Raw genomic sequence first — 16,475 nt, 5'->3', positions numbered from 1 at the left:
TTTACTATTTTCCGTTCGCCAGCTTTGCTTTTTCCTGAATCTGGATTACACATAAATATATAAATAAAACAATACGTTCAGCCATCATCACCCTTTGAATTATGGCTACCCTTACTTTTGAGGCTCTATGCGCTTTAAACGGGATAGTACACATCATGAAAGACGTTCGGGAGCTGGCTACGTTGTATAGCTATGTGGGCACCCATAACCCCTACTGGCGTTTGTCAGAGGATTGCGACATCCTGCATTTCTCTATTGACGAAGCGGCAGAAACGAACCAGAACATCGAATTATCACCTGAGCAAGCCGACCGCATTCGGGAGATGACGGTCATCACGTCAAGCCTGTTAATAACACTGTCGATTGAAGACGACGATATCCCTGTTCACCTGGTTGGGCGGAAAATCAATAAACGCGAATGGGCCGGCAGTGCATCCGCCTGGGATGATACCCCCCCGGTCGCCCGCGATTTGGCGCAAGGACTTTCTTTTGCCGAACAGGTGGTCTCTGAAGCTAACTCCGTTATTGTCATCCTTGACCGCATGGGCAATATTCAGCGTTTCAATCGCCTGTGTGAGGAATATACCGGACTCAAAGAACGCGAAGTGATTGGTCAAAGTGTCTTCACGTTGTTTATGAGTCGACGCGAAGCTGCAGCCTCCAGACGCAACATCGATGTTTTCTTTCGCGAAGGTAACTCATATGAAGTCGAACGTTGGGTGAAGACCTGTAAAGGTCAGCGACTGTTTCTGTTTCGCAATAAATTTGTGCACAACGGGAGCGGTAAGAACGAAATATTTCTGATCTGCTCAGGTACCGATATCACCGAAGAACGGCGTGCTCAGGAACGCCTGAGAGTTCTGGCAAATACCGACTCCATTACCGGATTACCTAATCGGAATGCGATTCATGAACTGATCACTGAAGCCATTGAGAATGCAGGCGATACCCAGGTTGGTATTGTGTACCTCGATCTGGATAATTTTAAAAAAGTAAACGATGCCTACGGACATATGTTCGGCGATCAACTGTTGCAAAGCGTGTCGCTGGCAATTCTCAGTTGTCTTGATGATAACCAGTTGCTGGCCCGCTTTGGTGGCGATGAGTTTATTGTCCTCGCGACTCAAACATCTCAAGTGGCGCTGGAAGCCACGGCGTCACGTATTTTGACCCGTTTGCGCCAGCCCTTCCGAATTGGCCTGATTGAAGTTTATACTGGTTGTTCGATTGGAATTTCCCTTGCACCACAGCATGGACACGACTGCGAGAGCGTTATTCGCAATGCCGATACCGCCATGTATACCGCAAAGGAAGGCGGACGTGGACAATTCTGCGTTTTCTCTCCGGAAATGAACCAGCGAGTCTTTGAATATCTTTGGCTGGATACCAACTTGCGTAAGGCGCTGGAAAACGATCAACTGTTGATTCATTACCAGCCGAAAATAACATGGCGTGGTGAAGTACGTAGTCTGGAGGCGCTGGTGCGCTGGCAGTCCCCTGAACGTGGTCTTATTCCTCCGCTGGAGTTTATCTCCTACGCTGAAGAGTCAGGCTTGATTGTGCCGCTGGGGCGCTGGGTTATTCTCGACGTTGTTCGTCAGGTCGCGAAGTGGCGCGATAAAGGGATTAATCTGCGAGTGGCCGTGAACGTCTCTGCTCGCCAGCTTGCCGATCAGACGCTGTTTACCGACCTGAAACAGGTGCTTCACGACCTCAATTTTGAATATTGCCCTATCGATGTCGAATTGACCGAGAGCAGTTTAATTGAAAACGAACAGCTGGCACTGTCCGTTATTCAGCAATTTAGCCAGCTTGGGGCACAGATTCATTTAGATGATTTTGGGACGGGTTATTCATCGTTATCTCAACTGGCCCGCTTCCCACTTGATGCCATTAAGCTGGACCAGGCGTTCGTCAGGGATATTCATAAGCAACCCATTTCACAGTCGCTGGTGCGTGCCATTGTCGCGGTGGCGCAGGCGCTTAACTTACAGGTGATAGCTGAAGGCGTTGAAAGTACCAAAGAGGATGCCTTTTTGACCAAAAATGGCGTCAATGAACGTCAGGGTTTTTTGTTCGCCAAGCCAATGCCCGCCGCTGCGTTTGAACGTTGGTATAAGCGTCATCTGAATAAAAAATTGCGATAACGCAACAAGAAAAGTGGAAGGGATAAACGTGAAAAATAGCCAAAAATGGACACTGCGTGATGATCATATCTGTATGTAATCACAGAATATATAATATTCTCCAATCATTCATGTTAATACTATTTTTCCCTTCTCTTTTGGCATGAATTTCTGCATCATGAAATTCAAACCATTTTGACATTAGGATGATGACCATGTCTGATATCGACGCACAACGTCTGGCCGAACGCATTGATACCGTGCTGGATATTCTCGTTGCAGGCGATTACCACTCAGCTATCCACAATCTCGAAATTCTCAAGGCTGAACTGTTGAATACGGTCAAAGAAGATGCAGCGTCTGTGTCAAAAAAACCGAAGGCCCCGTGGGAGATCTGATGACCTCACTCACGTTATGTCGCTGTAGCCATCAGATTTCAGATAACGCAGCAACCGTTTAATTTCCGATACGATATCGCTATAAAAATTAATACTATGAATTCCCGACAACAATCTATTTTGCAGATGGTGATCGATAAAGGTCAGATGAGCGTGGCCGACCTGGCTAAAATCACCGGTGTCTCCGAAGTGACGATTCGACAGGATCTGAACACCCTGGAAAAACAGAGCTACTTGCGCCGTGCGCATGGTTTTGCGGTGTCACTGAACAGTGATGATGTCGAAACGCGCATGATGACCAATTTCACCCTTAAACGTGAACTGGCCGAATTTGCGGCATCGCTGGTTAATCCTGGTGAATCCGTCTTTATTGAAAATGGCAGCAGCAATGCACTGCTGGCCAGAACGCTGGCGGAACAAAAAGATGTCACCATTATCACGGTCAGTAGCTACATCGCGCATCTGCTCAAAGAAACGCCGTGTGAAGTCATTCTCCTCGGTGGGATCTACCAGAAGAAAAGCGAGAGCATGGTCGGACCGTTGACTCGCCAATTTATTCAGCAGGTACATTTCAGCAAAGCCTTTATCGGTATTGATGGCTGGCAGGCTGACACCGGCTTCACCGGGCGTGATATGATGCGCTCTGATGTGGTTAATGCGGTTCTGGAAAAAGGCGCTGAGGTGATTGTACTCACCGATAGCTCAAAATTTGAGGCCATTCATCCCTACACGCTTGGCCCGCTGGACAGATTCAGTCGCGTAGTCACGGACTCCAGACTCAGCGCCAGTGTGCAAATGCAACTTGAACATTCGGGTTTAACCGTCAATATCATTGATGCCCACGCATAATACTTCAGCAGATGATTTGTCTGCGGGCAGATCATCTTCTCTCTGAGACTTATCCGACAGTCCAATTAAGACTTTTTACCTGTCGTTAACAGGATAAAGTCGTAGAATTAATGTTAGCGATATAACAGGAGCGAACAGTCACCTCAGGATTTGATTGTAATGCCCTGCGCTAAACGGTTTCGCGGAAATATCTTTAGTCGTCCTATTTTGGCGCTATCATTAAAGTGAACTGGATTCCGTGATTCAATAATTCAGGAGAAAGTATTATGTTAGTAACGAGCAAAAAAATGACCGCTGCCATTCTGGCGATTACACTGGCAATGTCTTTGAGTGCCTGCTCTAACTGGTCCAAACGTGACCGTAACACTGCAATCGGTGCAGGTGCTGGTGCGATAGGCGGTGCAGTCCTGACTGACGGCAGCACGCTGGGTACGCTGGGTGGTGCTGCAGTGGGTGGTATTATCGGCCACCAGGTGGGTAAATAATTTACGGTTGAACGGCTCGATATAATAATACGTTTACTTTTTCAGGTTTGTATTATTAGAAAAGCCACGGATGCTCTCCGTGGCTTTTTTATTAGCCGCCGGCCAGCTTAACTTTCATTCCTTTGGCTTCCAGCAGCGATTTTATCAGGTCGCGTTTATCACCCTGAATTTCAATTACGCCGTCCTTCACTGCCCCACCACAACCACATTTTTTCTTCAGCTCTGCGGCTAATTTAACCAGTGCAGCATCATCTTGATCAATACCGGTAATCAGGCAAACGCCCTTACCTTTACGACCGCTGGTCTGGCGCTGGATGCGCACAATGCCATCGCCCTTCGGACGCTCTGCTACCACTCTGGGTTCATCGATTCGCCCGGACTCCGTTGAATAAACCAGTCGAGAGTTTGAGTCGCTCATTTATGCACCTCGATTCAGAGAGGCGTTGATCATCTTCAGCGTTTGCGCCGGATCTTCCGACTGCGTGACTGGACGACCAATCACCATGTAATCCACACCAGCGGCCAGCGCCTGCTGTGGCGTCATAATACGGCGCTGGTCACCCGCCTCACTACCTGCAGGACGAATGCCTGGCGTCACCAGCTTAAATGCCTGACCAAACGCCTGCTTGAACCTCACCGCTTCATGCGCCGAGCATACTACCCCGTCCAACCCACAATTTTGCGTCAAACGGCCCAATTTTTCCGCATACTCCGCAGGTGACAACGTCACACCAAGATCGGCAAGGTCGCTGGCTTCCATACTGGTCAGGACCGTCACTGCAATTAACAGTGGCGCATCTTTACCAAAAGGCAGTAATGCTTCGCGGGCGGCGGTCATCATTCGTGCCCCACCGGAAGCATGCACGTTTACCATCCAGACGCCAAGGTCAGCTGCCGCCGCGACGGCATGCGCCGTGGTATTGGGAATATCATGAAATTTCAAATCCAGAAAGACGTCGAAGCCACGCTGTTGCAGATCCCGAACCAACTGAGGTCCAAAAAGTGTGAACATCTCTTTGCCCACTTTCAAACGGCAATCACGGGGATCAATTCTGTCGACAAACGCTAATGCCTTATCACGATTTGAGTAATCCAACGCGACAACGACGGGAGAATCAGTAGCAGCACGGGAAGAAGATGAAGCAGTAAACGTCATGACCAGACCTTCTTGATGATGGGCGCACGAACGGCGCAAAATGGGTAAACGGCGTGCATTCTACCTGTGGTAATAGAAAATTAACAGGCGCGTTTACATTTCTGCGAAGCGATGTGGCACAGGAGCCTGAGTGCTGGGTGAAGAAAAAGAAATAAGAATGTTGTAACTAAAGTAAGGTTTTTTAAAAATTAGAGCCCGTCGAGACCGCGAATTGGCTTAATGGTCGACCAGGAACGGCACGATGGGCAGTGCCAGTACAGCGAATACGCAGTAAACCCGCACTTCTGGCAACGATAGCGCGGCTTGCTGCGCACCTGCTCACCCACCATATCGCGCAGGACCATCAGACTCTCTTTTGCGCGCCCTTCTTCTGCTTCATTAAGGTGGTAATCCATCAGTTTATGGAACACACGCATCGTCGGATGACGTTGCAACTGACGGGTAATATAAACCTGCGCAGTATCAGTACCCTCACGCGCCTCAAGAATATCAGCCAGCATCAACTCCGCGGCAGCACCGGTGTTTTCTTCGACCGCACGGCGTAGAAACTCCGCCCACTCATCGTTTTTACCCAGCTGTTGATAGCAGCTCTGCAGCATTTCCAGCGTTTCACTGACCAGCTCTTTATCCTGGGAGATCACGCGTTGCAGGCATTCAACGGCCTTCGCATAATCTCCCTTCAGCATATAAACGCGCCCCATCATAATCGAGACACGCGCACTGTTTTTGTCTGCAGCGGCTCCTTTTTTCAGCAATGCCATGGCGCGATCCATATCGTCGCTGCCCATTTGCTGCAAGGCCAGTTCACAGTAAAAATGCGCGATTTCAAGACGCTGATTATCTTTGCCGAGTTTCACCAGACGTTCTGCAACATCTATGGCTTTTTGCCATTCGCTGGTTGCCTGATAGATTTGCAGCAGTTGTTGCAATGCCCCCACACGGAAATCCGTTTCATCAGTCAGCTGATTGAACATGTCTTCCGCACGGTCATACAATCCGGCAGCCATGTAGTCACGTCCCAACTGCTGTACAGCCAACAAACGTTGCTCGTAAGTCAGCGAAGCACTTTCCATGAGGGTTTGGTGGATACGGATAGCGCGGTCGACTTCACCGCGTGAGCGGAACAGGTTTCCGAGGGTGAGATGAGCCTCAACGGTGCCGGTATCCTCTTTCAACATATCGAGGAACAGATCCACCGCTTTATCTTGTTGGTTGCTCAAGAGGAAGTTAACCCCGGCGACATAGTCGCGCGAAAGACGGTTAGCTTCATCCTGCTTTGTTTGTTGCGCACTTCTGCGACCCATATACCACCCATAGGCAGCGGCTACAGGTAAAAGCAGAAACAACAACTCCAGCATAAATAATTATTCCTTCACAACCGACGAGTCGGCAGTTACCGCAACGTCGGTCGCAGGCGCAAGCTGGTTTTCCAGGCGTTTAATTTTACGTTCGGCACGCGCAAGAGACACACGAACCCTCAGCCAGAACAGGCCGCAAATTAACCAACCAATCGCAAAACCTGCTGCAAACAATACAGCAAGCAGCGTGGAGATACGATACTCACCCTGAGCTAGCAGGTAATTAAACGTAACCTGTTGATCGTTTTGCGCACCCAATGTCACCGAAATAACAAAAATCGCCAACACCAGTAAGAAAATGAGTAAATATTTCACATTACTTCCCGTTATGTGGTTTGAGCGAATAAATCGTGTACAACTTACCGCGTTAAGCCCTTTAAATTACCATTTTCACGACAAGTGCGAAACGGAAAAGCGCCTTACGCTGTATGATTTGAGGGCTAAATTTGAAAAATCAATCACGGGCTGCGTTATTGCTCACGCTGCGCTATTTCCTTTGTCTCCTGGACGGGCGGTGTCAGAGGTCCACATATTCGCTGTGCAAGCCATGTTGCCAACGTTACCAGCAGCCACGATATCAGCGTCGCAACAACCAAATCGCGCGGCCAGTGCATGCCCAGAAGCAAACGACTGCCCATTACGCCAGTCGCCCAGACAAGTAAGAACACAATCGTCAACGTACGTCTGCGCGGCCATAAAAGTCCTACTGCCAGTAAAGCCCAACTGGCGGCAAACATCGTATGACCGGATGGAAAAGCAAAACCGGTCTCTTTTTGCCAGTGCTTACGTAAAAAAGGCGGAATATCCTGCTGCCCGGACAACTGCTCTTTTACTAAGTGCCCGCGGTCTTTACGTTTTAAAGTGTAGAACTCATCTACCGGAACATGGTGCGTTTTTTCCAGCCACAGAACAAAGGGTCGGGGCTCCTGTACCCGCTCTTTAACCCAGGATTTCACACCCTGGCCAATTAAGATAGCCGCCGCCAGGATCGCAAAAAGCATAACCGCGGCCTTCAGACGAAATCGCAGGCACCACAAAAACCACGCACAGAGAACAACATGGGTAATAATCCCCCAGGGTTGCGTCACCGTTTCAGTTACCCAGTATAAGGATTTTAACCACCAGACATTCTGTCCAGGCTGCCAGCTCCAGCCGGATAGCCATACGGAAACCGGCATAATCAGTAACAGTGCTGCGCCTACGGTGGTTCGCTTGGCAATAGACCGCATTGCGTCTCCTTTCGTCGATAAGTCCCACAATCATAACTGAAAAATCCGCACACCGGGAAAATTGACAATTTTGTGCCATTCGGAAATGAATGCGTTGCTGCAATTAGGTGAACACCCTTGCCTTATGGCAAAATAGCGCAATACAGAAGCCAACAGGCGACGGCACGCACAGTGCCAGCATAATCTGGAGAATTACATGCAGCTTAAACGTGTGGCAGAAGCCAAACTGCCAACCCCCTGGGGTGATTTCCTGATGGTGGGATTTGAAGAACTGGCAACCGGACACGATCATGTCGCACTGGTTTTTGGCGATATTTCAGGCCAGACGCCTGTCCTGGCACGTGTTCATTCTGAATGTCTGACCGGCGATGCGCTGTTCAGCCTGCGCTGTGATTGTGGCTTCCAGCTGGAAGCGGCGCTTACGCATATCGCTGAAGAAGGACGCGGTATTCTGCTCTACCATCGTCAGGAAGGACGTAACATCGGCCTGTTGAATAAGATCCGCGCCTATGCGTTGCAGGATCAGGGCTATGACACCGTCGAAGCCAACCATCAGTTAGGCTTTGCGGCAGACGAGCGTGATTTCACTTTGTGTGCTGATATGTTCAAATTATTGGGCGTGGATGAAGTCCGTCTGCTGACCAATAACCCGAAGAAAGTGGAAATTCTGACCGAAGCTGGGATCAATATTGTGGAGCGTGTGCCGCTGATTGTTGGCCGTAACCCGAAGAATGAACACTATCTGGATACCAAAGCCGCGAAAATGGGACATTTGTTAAGCGAGTGACATTCTCGCTTGCTGACGATACAAAAAGCCTGCTTGCGCAGGCTTTTTTATGTTTTAATTCAACATATTACGAATAACATAGTGCAAAATACCATCGTTTTGGTAATAGGTCAGCTCTGTCGCGGTATCAATACGGCAGCGACACGAAATCACCTCTTTACTACCATCCGCACGGACCATCTTCACCGGGATAGCCGCTCCCGGTTTAATATTTTGTAAGTCCGTAATATCAATGACCTCCTCCCCGGTTAACCCCAGGGTTTTACGCGTAACCCCCTGCGGAAATTCCAGAGGCAGGATCCCCATGCCAATCAGGTTAGAACGGTGGATTCGCTCAAAGGACTCGGCGATCACGACGCGAATACCCAACAAACGCGGGCCTTTCGCAGCCCAGTCCCGACTGGAGCCCGACCCATACTCCTTACCGGCAACAATCGCCAGCGGTGTCTTCTCTTGCTGGTATTGCATAGCGGCGTCATAGATAGCCATCACGTCTGTACCCGGCAAATGACGCGTCATCCCCCCTTCCACACCCGGTACCATTTCGTTTCGGATACGGATATTGGCAAACGTACCACGCATCATTACTTCGTGGTTTCCGCGGCGAGAACCGTAGGAGTTAAAATCTTTACGTTCAACACCGTGGTTTTGCAAATAACGCCCAGCTGGGCTATCTGGTTTGATGCTCCCTGCAGGTGAAATATGATCGGTAGTGACGGAGTCGCCCAGCATCGCCAGGATACGTGCCCCATGGATATCCTGTACCGGGTCCGGCTTCGCCTGCATACCATCAAAGAACGGTGATAACCGGATGTAGGTTGAGTCCGACTGCCAGCCATAGGTATCTGCACGATCAACATTAATCGACTTCCATTCCGGCGTACCTTCGAACACCTCGGCATACTCTTTATGGAACATCTCGGTAGAAACCTGTTCCACAGCACGGGCGATTTCCTGCGCACTCGGCCAGATATCTTTCAGATAGATAGGATCGCCTTTTCTGTCATGACCCAGCGGATCTTTCGTCAGATCACTATTCATATTCCCGGCCAGCGCATAAGCCACCACCAGCGGCGGAGAAGCCAGCCAGTTTGTCTTCACCAGCGGGTGGATACGCCCTTCAAAGTTACGGTTGCCGGAAAGCACCGCCCCTACCGTCAGATCACCTTTTTTTATCGCCGTTTCAATAGGGTCAGGCAACGGGCCAGAGTTACCAATACAGGTAGTACAGCCATAACCAACAAGGTTAAAACCCAGCTCATCAAGGTACGGCGTCAGTTTTGCCTGCGCCAGGTAATCAGAAACGACTTTTGACCCAGGCGCCAGCGACGCTTTCACCCACGGCTGGCGCTTCAGACCAAGCGTAACCGCTTTTTTCGCCAGCAATCCAGCCGCCATCAGGACGCTGGGGTTAGAGGTGTTGGTACATGACGTGATCGCGGCAATCACCACAGCACCATCCGGTAGCTGATATTGATGACCGCTCATGACATAGTCGACCGGCTGACGATCTTTTTGCGAGCTATTCACTTCAAGTTCATTACTCGCGGCGAATGCTTTCGGCACATCGCCCAATGCGACACGATCCTGTGGACGCTTCGGCCCGGCCAGGCTGGCTTCCACAGTGCCCATGTCCAGCTCCAGTGAACTGGTAAACACAGGCTCATCACCTGGGTTACGCCACATCCCCTGTGCTTTAGCATAAGCACCGACTAATTCAACCTGCTCTTCGCTACGCCCGCTCAGTCGCATGTACTCAAGCGTTACCCCGTCAATCGGGAAAAAGCCGCAGGTTGCGCCGTATTCCGGCGACATGTTAGCAATGGTCGCCCGGTCAGCGAGCGGCAGGCTGTCCAGCCCATCACCATAGAACTCTACAAACTTACCGACCACACCGTGTTTACGCAGCATCTGCGTAACGGTCAGTACCAGATCGGTAGCGGTGATCCCTTCGCGAAGTTTACCAACGAGTTTGAAGCCCACGACATCCGGAATCAGCATGGAAACCGGTTGCCCCAACATGGCGGCCTCTGCTTCAATCCCGCCGACACCCCAGCCCAGCACGCCGAGACCATTAATCATTGTGGTATGGGAATCGGTACCGACTAGCGTGTCCGGGTAAGCTACCCACTCGCCGTTTTGCCGCTCACTCCACACCGCTTTACCCAGGTATTCGAGGTTTACCTGGTGGCAAATTCCTGTTCCCGGTGGAACAACACTGAATCGGCTAAACGCTTGCTGCCCCCATTTCAGGAATACATAGCGCTCATGGTTGCGCTCCATTTCCAGTCGAACGTTCTCTTCAAAAGCATCATCGTCACCAAAACGATCGACCGTAACGGAGTGATCAATAACCAGATCAACAGGTGAAAGCGGGTTCACTTTTGCGGTATCCCCGCCAAGACGTTTAACCGCTTCGCGCATGGCGGCCAGGTCGACCACCGCCGGAACGCCGGTGAAGTCCTGCATGAGAACGCGAGCGGGTCGGTAGGCAATTTCGCGATCGGCATGAGCCGTTTTCAGCCATTGCGCCAGAGCATGAATATCTTCTTCGGTAGCAGAGTCACCGTCCTGCCAGCGAAGCAGGTTTTCCAGCAATACTTTTAGTGATTTAGGTAAACGGGTGATATCACCCAGTGATTTGGCAGCCAGGGGCAAACTGTAGTAGCGGTAGGTTTTATCTTTAACCTGCAATGTGTCCTTACTGGCTTCTCGTAGGGTAGACGACATAGCTCCTCCTTAAATGACAGGGTTGGATCCCCTGACTCTCCTCAGGGTTAGTATTAAAGATAACACAAACAAAATGTAACGCTTTGATAACAACTCAAATTGATAAAAGAGGAGAACGATAAAAAGGTAACGAACTATGCACGTGGCGGGGAATAAGATTGAAGTACGGTAAATGAACGGACCCGATACATCGATGCAACCGACAATACGCTGTTTAGATGGCGTACCACGATTGCGTGTGATTATTCATACTGAATTCAATAAGCATGTTAATACTTATTATTATAAAAAACGTATTGCTTATTGATCTTGATTATCATCTTCAATGAACAGATCAATAAATGCCCGTTGCTCAGGTGAAAGATCCCACGAAGCGGGAATATCCTGTTTTTTTTCTACAACGGTTTCATTCGCTTGCTCATTATCATGATGAGCAGGTGTAACACTGGACTGTTGTTCCTGTGCGGACATCAATTACCCCCACACTTTCCAGACCACCAGAGCAACCACGATCCAGAACACGGCGGAGCCCAGAAACACGGTGAACCATGCTTTACGTTTCATCGCGGGATCTCTGCGCGCAGGCTGGTTTCCAGAAGGCATTGCTAACCTCATACTATCGAAATCACTTATCATTTAGGCACCAAACAATCGGTACAATTAATCATTAGATAAGAGAAATCCTAATAAAAACGTCCTGAAAAAGCCAGATAATTTTCGAACTCAGCTTTATAAATAACTTAATTGTTTGATCGGTTATAAATATTTGAAAGGGATTTTGGCAGGCTTACTCATTTGAAACTACTTTGGAGAATGTTTTCCATAAATAATATAGGGATAATAGACAAATAAAAAATCATGAATACATTCAACCGCCCCGCTGGTATGGCTGGAGAACCAGGATACCAACGAGGCAACTTCCGTTATTATTTCTCTGGTAATTTAATATCTTTGAACATAGCTTCAATGTCATCGTTGGAACGCAACGCTACCGCCGTATCCACCACATCGCGTGTCAGATGCGGTGCGAAACGCTGAATAAAATCATACATGTAGCTGCGTAAAAACGTGCTGCGACGAAAACCTATCTTCGTGGTGCTGTGACTGAAAATATCATGAGCATCAACGCGCACCAGATCCGGATCAGAGATAGGATCCACTGCCATGCTGGCAATCACGCCCACACCCAGCCCCAGTCGGACATAGGTTTTTATCACATCAGCATCGGTTGCCGTAAAAACAATACGCGGCTCAAGTCCCGCACGATTAAACGCGGTATCCAGCTCTGAGCGCCCCGTAAAACCAAAGGTGTACGTCACCAACGGATATTGCGCCAGCTCTTCAATGGATACGGAGGCTTTGCCCGCCAACGGATGGTCTGGCGTAACAACAATCGATCGATTCCAGTGATAGCATGGCAGCATCACCAGATCATCGTACAGATGCAGTGCTTCCGTCGCGATGGCAAAATCAGCATTCCCTTTCGACACGGCCTCGGCAATTTGCGTCGGCGATCCCTGATGCATATGCAACGAAACGCGCGGATAACGCTCAATAAAACCTTTAATCACGTTGGGTAGCGCGTAACGCGCCTGAGTGTGTGTGGTAGCAATATACAGTGAACCTTTGTCCGGCCAGGTGTGTTCACCAGCAACCGACTTAATGGCATCCACTTTCGACAAAACTTCGCGGGCAATACGAATAACTTCCTGCCCTGCCGGAGTCACCTGCGTCAGGTGCTTACCGCTACGGGCAAAAATCTGGATGCCAAGCTCATCTTCCAGCATACGAACTTGCTTACTGATCCCTGGCTGGGAGGTATAGAGTCCTTCGGCCGTTGAGGAGACATTAAGGTTGTGGTTTACCACCTCAACGATATAGCGAAGCTGCTGTAATTTCATGTTAAGCCATCCAGAATTGTGCCATCAGAACATCGTTTAAAAGCAGACTCACACGCGCTGCTAATACGATTTAATAATAAAAAGCCTGTTAACTATAACCACTATATCATTTATATGTACGCTGTATAGGGATGAAAAAAAATAATACGCCAGAAACAAAAAGGGCCGCTTACGCGACCCTTTGAGGAGAAATTCAGCCAGAACGCTGCTATTTCTTCCCTTCTACCCATTTACCGTCAACGAAAAATGCAGACCACCCGGTTGCTTTACCGTCTTTTTCCGCAGCGACATACTGCTGCTTAGTTTTACGGCTAAAGCGAACCATCGACTTATTACCATCGGGGTCCGTCTGCGGCGCATCGGCCAGATAACGCAGTTTTTCCGGCAGACGATCGCGGAAACGGTACAACTCTTCCACTAACGGCGCACGGGTCTCACGTGATTTCGGGAACGTATTTGCCGCCAGGAAGATACCCGCAGCACCATCACGTAACACGAAATACGCGTCAGATTTTTCACACGGCAGTTCTGGCAACGGAACCGGATCCTCTTTCGGCGGAGCGACTTCACCGTTACGCAGGATCTTACGGGTATTTTTGCACTCGTCGTTGGTACACGCCATGTACTTACCGAAACGTCCCATTTTCAGGTGCATTTCAGAACCACATTTCTCACACTCAACGACAGGACCGTCATAACCCTTAATGCGGAACTCGCCCTCTTCGATTTCGTAACCATCGCAGGTCGGGTTGTTACCACAGACATGCAGCTTACGTTTTGGATCGATCAGATAGCTGTCCATCGCCGTGCCGCACTTCTGGCAGCGTCGTTTGGCGCGCAGCGCGTTCGTTTCCGCATCGTCGCCTTCCAGCACGTTCAGCACTTCGTTTTCCGGCACCAGGTTAATGGTGGTTTTGCAACGCTCTTTTGGGGAAAGCGCGTAGCCGGAACAACCAAGGAAAACGCCGGTACTGGCGGTACGAATACCCATCTTGCGTCCGCAGGTTGGGCAATCAATACTGGTCAGCACCATCTGGTTCGGACGCATACCGCCTTCTTCAGGGTCTTTCTCAGCTTTATCCAGCTGCTGAGTAAAATCGCTGAAGAAGTTGTCGAGCACACCTTTCCACTCGGCTTCGTGGTTCGCCACCTGGTCAAGGCTGTCTTCCATCTGCGCGGTGAAATCGTAGTTCATCAATTCGCGGAAGTTTTCTTCCAGACGATCGGTGACAATCTCACCCATTTTCTCCGCGTAGAAGCGACGGTTCTCAACGCGAACATAACCGCGATCCTGAATCGTAGAGATGATCGAGGCATACGTTGACGGACGACCAATACCCCGTTTCTCAAGTTCTTTAACCAGCGAAGCTTCACTGAAACGTGCAGGTGGTTTGGTGAAGTGCTGCGCAGGCGTCAGTTCGATAAGCGTCAACGTATCGCCTTTATCCACCGCTGGTAAAATGCGGTCTTCATCGCCCTTACGCAGCGCAGGCATCACTTTCGTCCAGCCATCGAAACGCAGAATACGACCACGCGCCTTCAGACGGAAATCACCCGCGCCCACGGTCAGTGTGGTGGAGTCATATTTGGCTGGCGTCATCTGACAGGCAACAAACTGGCGCCAGATCAGCTGATACAGTTTCTGCGCATCGGCTTCCATATCTTTCAGCGATTCCGCCTGTACGGCGACATCAGAAGGACGGATAGCTTCGTGCGCTTCCTGAGAATTCTCTTTGCTGGCGTACTGGTTCGCGCTCTCCGGCAGATACTTTTTGCCAAAATTATCGCTAATGTAATCACGAACCATCGCCACAGCATCCTGACTCAGGTTGGTGGAGTCAGTACGCATATAGGTGATGTAACCTGCTTCATACAAGCGCTGTGCCATCATCATGGTTTTCTTCACGCCAAAGCCCAGACGCGTGCTGGCAGCCTGCTGTAACGTGGAGGTGATGAACGGCGCGCCAGGCTTGCTGCTGGTTGGCTTATCTTCGCGTTCCAGAACGCTATAACGTGCTTTTTCCAGCAGGCTTACTGCCGCGAGTGTTTGCTCGCGATTTACCGGACGGAACGGTTTATCGTTCTGGTGAGTGACCTCCAGCGGCAATGCATCACCGGCTGGCGTCGTGGTATTGGCATCAATTTCCCAGAACTCTTCGGGGACGAATGCTTTAATTTCACGCTCGCGCTCAACAACCAGACGCACGGCAACCGACTGTACACGACCTGCAGACAGGCCACGGGCAATTTTTTTCCACAGCAGCGGCGACACCATATAGCCGACAACGCGGTCCATAAAGCGACGAGCCTGTTGTGCATTTACGCGGTCGATGTTCAGCTCGCCCGGTTTTTCAAACGCCTGACGAATAGCGTTCTTAGTAATTTCGTTAAACACCACGCGACTGTAGCGGGTGTCGTCGCCACCGATAACTTCCCGCAGGTGCCAGGCAATGGCTTCCCCTTCGCGGTCAAGGTCGGTTGCGAGATAGATGTGATCGGCTTTTTCAGCCAGTTGTTTCAGTTCAGAGACAACTTTTTCTTTACCAGGCAGCACTTCATAGCGCGCATCCCAGTTGTGCCACGGGTCAACGCCCATGCGGTTGACGAGAGCGCCACGTTCATCCTTTTTGGGCTTTTTAGCCGTTTTGGTGGAGGTTGAGTCGGCGCTCTTTTTAGTTGCTGAGCCACTGGTCGGCAAATCACGGATATGACCGACGCTGGATTTCACCACGTAGTCATTACCCAGATACTTGTTGATCGTTTTGGCTTTTGCCGGGGACTCAACGATGACAAGAGCTTTACCCATATTCACCTTTACCTAATTTGATTCTTCCAGAATGCGTCGCACGTTGATTCACCTTCCACTGGCGACGAGACATCGATATGGTCTCTGCGTCGGCGGATATCAACCCCTTAAACTGATTTGCGCTTGTAATGTAACGCTCATGTAACTGAGTTAACAGGCTTTTTCGCACACAAACGCTTTGGCGCGACGGAGTATTGGTCGAATGTCAAGCAAATCTGTTGCCAGATTGACGAAAGCGTCACACTGTACCTGATAAAATGCGTTACGCAACTTTATTAGCATGCAAAAACAAATCTCGCCAGTTGCAATCCCATCCTATAGCCTTCATTTAAGTCAGGGAATATTTGCCCATAAGCTGGGCTCGGCGTAGACTAATGTCCTTGTTTAAGGAGTAAATAATGCATAAAGACACTCAACCCATCGATCGCGAAACACTGCTGATTGAAGCCAACAAAATCATTCGTGAGCATGAGGACACGCTGGCGGGGATTGTCGCCACCGGCGTAACGCAGCGAAACGGCGTGCTGGTTTTCAGCGGAGATTACTTTTTAGACGAGCAAGGGCTACCGACGCCCAAAAGCACTGCGGTGTTTAATATGTTTAAACACCTGGCGCATGTGCTTTCTGAAAAGTACCACTTGATCGATTAA

The 16,475-nt window shown here is 49.8% G+C and carries 16 protein-coding genes; 6 read left to right on the top strand and 10 right to left on the bottom strand.

Translation table 11 applies throughout. The annotated features are described in order from the left end of the window. Window positions 1-155 precede the first annotated feature (155 nt). The 4 genes from pdeR (at window position 156) to osmB (ending at window position 3,858) form a co-directional block, all read left to right on the top strand. The gene (gene pdeR, locus FDX19_RS04360) at window positions 156-2,147 is read left to right on the top strand and encodes a cyclic di-GMP phosphodiesterase (protein ID WP_137381727.1); all 1,992 of its coding nucleotides are present in this window, start codon (window positions 156-158) and stop codon (window positions 2,145-2,147) included. A gap of 185 nt (window positions 2,148-2,332) precedes the next feature. Then, window positions 2,333-2,524: a hypothetical protein gene (locus tag FDX19_RS04350; protein ID WP_170974342.1), complete on the top strand. Its 192-nt coding sequence runs from the start codon at window positions 2,333-2,335 to the stop codon at window positions 2,522-2,524. A 96-nt stretch (window positions 2,525-2,620) separates the two neighbouring features. After that, the gene (locus tag FDX19_RS04345; protein ID WP_048211504.1) at window positions 2,621-3,373 is read left to right on the top strand and encodes a DNA-binding transcriptional regulator YciT; all 753 of its coding nucleotides are present in this window, start codon (window positions 2,621-2,623) and stop codon (window positions 3,371-3,373) included. Window positions 3,374-3,639: 266 nt separating this feature from the next. After that, entirely contained in the window at window positions 3,640-3,858 is a 219-nt protein-coding gene (gene osmB, locus FDX19_RS04340; protein WP_003020583.1) for an osmotically-inducible lipoprotein OsmB, read from the top strand. A gap of 91 nt (window positions 3,859-3,949) precedes the next feature. Here osmB and yciH read toward each other — a convergent pair whose 3' ends face one another. From yciH to pgpB, 5 genes are all read right to left on the bottom strand, one after another. Beyond that, complete coding sequence (yciH, locus tag FDX19_RS04335) at window positions 3,950-4,276, bottom strand: stress response translation initiation inhibitor YciH (protein ID WP_048211503.1); 327 nt, start codon at window positions 4,274-4,276, stop codon at window positions 3,950-3,952. Further along, entirely contained in the window at window positions 4,277-5,014 is a 738-nt protein-coding gene (gene pyrF / locus FDX19_RS04330; RefSeq protein ID WP_137381725.1) for an orotidine-5'-phosphate decarboxylase, read from the bottom strand. 188 nt (window positions 5,015-5,202) lie between these two features. Beyond that, the gene (lapB, locus tag FDX19_RS04325) at window positions 5,203-6,372 is read right to left on the bottom strand and encodes a lipopolysaccharide assembly protein LapB (RefSeq protein WP_137381724.1); all 1,170 of its coding nucleotides are present in this window, start codon (window positions 6,370-6,372) and stop codon (window positions 5,203-5,205) included. A gap of 6 nt (window positions 6,373-6,378) precedes the next feature. Further along, window positions 6,379-6,687, bottom strand: a complete 309-nt coding sequence (gene lapA / locus FDX19_RS04320; RefSeq protein WP_137381723.1) for a lipopolysaccharide assembly protein LapA — start codon at window positions 6,685-6,687, stop codon at window positions 6,379-6,381. A gap of 155 nt (window positions 6,688-6,842) precedes the next feature. Continuing rightward, entirely contained in the window at window positions 6,843-7,601 is a 759-nt protein-coding gene (gene pgpB, locus FDX19_RS04315) for a phosphatidylglycerophosphatase B (protein WP_137381722.1), read from the bottom strand. A gap of 196 nt (window positions 7,602-7,797) precedes the next feature. On the opposite strand from pgpB, the gene ribA reads away from it, so the two are divergent. After that, entirely contained in the window at window positions 7,798-8,388 is a 591-nt protein-coding gene (gene ribA / locus FDX19_RS04310) for a GTP cyclohydrolase II (protein WP_005126450.1), read from the top strand. 54 nt (window positions 8,389-8,442) lie between these two features. Here ribA and acnA read toward each other — a convergent pair whose 3' ends face one another. From acnA to topA, 5 genes are all read right to left on the bottom strand, one after another. Then, window positions 8,443-11,118: an aconitate hydratase AcnA gene (gene acnA / locus FDX19_RS04305; protein ID WP_137381721.1), complete on the bottom strand. Its 2,676-nt coding sequence runs from the start codon at window positions 11,116-11,118 to the stop codon at window positions 8,443-8,445. Between the two features lie 300 nt (window positions 11,119-11,418). After that, the gene (locus FDX19_RS25050; RefSeq protein ID WP_170974341.1) at window positions 11,419-11,589 is read right to left on the bottom strand and encodes a hypothetical protein; all 171 of its coding nucleotides are present in this window, start codon (window positions 11,587-11,589) and stop codon (window positions 11,419-11,421) included. 3 nt (window positions 11,590-11,592) lie between these two features. Beyond that, on the bottom strand, window positions 11,593-11,733 hold the full coding sequence (locus tag FDX19_RS04300) for a YmiA family putative membrane protein (protein WP_249357519.1): 141 nt from the start codon (window positions 11,731-11,733) through the stop codon (window positions 11,593-11,595). Between the two features lie 311 nt (window positions 11,734-12,044). Continuing rightward, window positions 12,045-13,019, bottom strand: coding sequence for an HTH-type transcriptional regulator CysB (cysB, locus tag FDX19_RS04295; RefSeq protein ID WP_005126442.1), 975 nt, complete (start codon window positions 13,017-13,019; stop codon window positions 12,045-12,047). A 208-nt stretch (window positions 13,020-13,227) separates the two neighbouring features. Further along, on the bottom strand, window positions 13,228-15,825 hold the full coding sequence (gene topA / locus FDX19_RS04290; protein ID WP_137381719.1) for a type I DNA topoisomerase: 2,598 nt from the start codon (window positions 15,823-15,825) through the stop codon (window positions 13,228-13,230). 398 nt (window positions 15,826-16,223) lie between these two features. Here topA and FDX19_RS04285 point away from each other — a divergent pair, with 398 nt between their 5' ends. Beyond that, entirely contained in the window at window positions 16,224-16,475 is a 252-nt protein-coding gene (locus tag FDX19_RS04285; protein WP_003020616.1) for a YciN family protein, read from the top strand.

The organism is Citrobacter sp. wls619 (genome assembly GCF_005281345.1).
In the GTDB taxonomy this organism is placed as follows: domain Bacteria; phylum Pseudomonadota; class Gammaproteobacteria; order Enterobacterales; family Enterobacteriaceae; genus Citrobacter.
This window is presented reverse-complemented; position numbering and strand designations above follow the sequence as displayed.

What these genes read in the sequence shown, in the direction of transcription:
- pdeR (WP_137381727.1), top strand. Translation starts at nt 156, where the DNA reads ATGAAAGACGTTCGGGAGCTGGCTACGTTGTATAGCTATGTGGGCACC.
- pyrF (WP_137381725.1), bottom strand. Translation starts at nt 5,014, where the DNA reads ATGACGTTTACTGCTTCATCTTCTTCCCGTGCTGCTACTGATTCTCCC.
- pgpB (WP_137381722.1), bottom strand. Translation starts at nt 7,601, where the DNA reads ATGCGGTCTATTGCCAAGCGAACCACCGTAGGCGCAGCACTGTTACTG.
- ribA (WP_005126450.1), top strand. Translation starts at nt 7,798, where the DNA reads ATGCAGCTTAAACGTGTGGCAGAAGCCAAACTGCCAACCCCCTGGGGT.
- FDX19_RS25050 (WP_170974341.1), bottom strand. Translation starts at nt 11,589, where the DNA reads ATGTCCGCACAGGAACAACAGTCCAGTGTTACACCTGCTCATCATGAT.
- FDX19_RS04285 (WP_003020616.1), top strand. Translation starts at nt 16,224, where the DNA reads ATGCATAAAGACACTCAACCCATCGATCGCGAAACACTGCTGATTGAA.
- cysB (WP_005126442.1), bottom strand. Translation starts at nt 13,019, where the DNA reads ATGAAATTACAGCAGCTTCGCTATATCGTTGAGGTGGTAAACCACAAC.
- FDX19_RS04345 (WP_048211504.1), top strand. Translation starts at nt 2,621, where the DNA reads ATGAATTCCCGACAACAATCTATTTTGCAGATGGTGATCGATAAAGGT.
- FDX19_RS04350 (WP_170974342.1), top strand. Translation starts at nt 2,333, where the DNA reads ATGATGACCATGTCTGATATCGACGCACAACGTCTGGCCGAACGCATT.
- osmB (WP_003020583.1), top strand. Translation starts at nt 3,640, where the DNA reads ATGTTAGTAACGAGCAAAAAAATGACCGCTGCCATTCTGGCGATTACA.
- topA (WP_137381719.1), bottom strand. Translation starts at nt 15,825, where the DNA reads ATGGGTAAAGCTCTTGTCATCGTTGAGTCCCCGGCAAAAGCCAAAACG.
- lapB (WP_137381724.1), bottom strand. Translation starts at nt 6,372, where the DNA reads ATGCTGGAGTTGTTGTTTCTGCTTTTACCTGTAGCCGCTGCCTATGGG.
- FDX19_RS04300 (WP_249357519.1), bottom strand. Translation starts at nt 11,733, where the DNA reads ATGAGGTTAGCAATGCCTTCTGGAAACCAGCCTGCGCGCAGAGATCCC.
- yciH (WP_048211503.1), bottom strand. Translation starts at nt 4,276, where the DNA reads ATGAGCGACTCAAACTCTCGACTGGTTTATTCAACGGAGTCCGGGCGA.
- acnA (WP_137381721.1), bottom strand. Translation starts at nt 11,118, where the DNA reads ATGTCGTCTACCCTACGAGAAGCCAGTAAGGACACATTGCAGGTTAAA.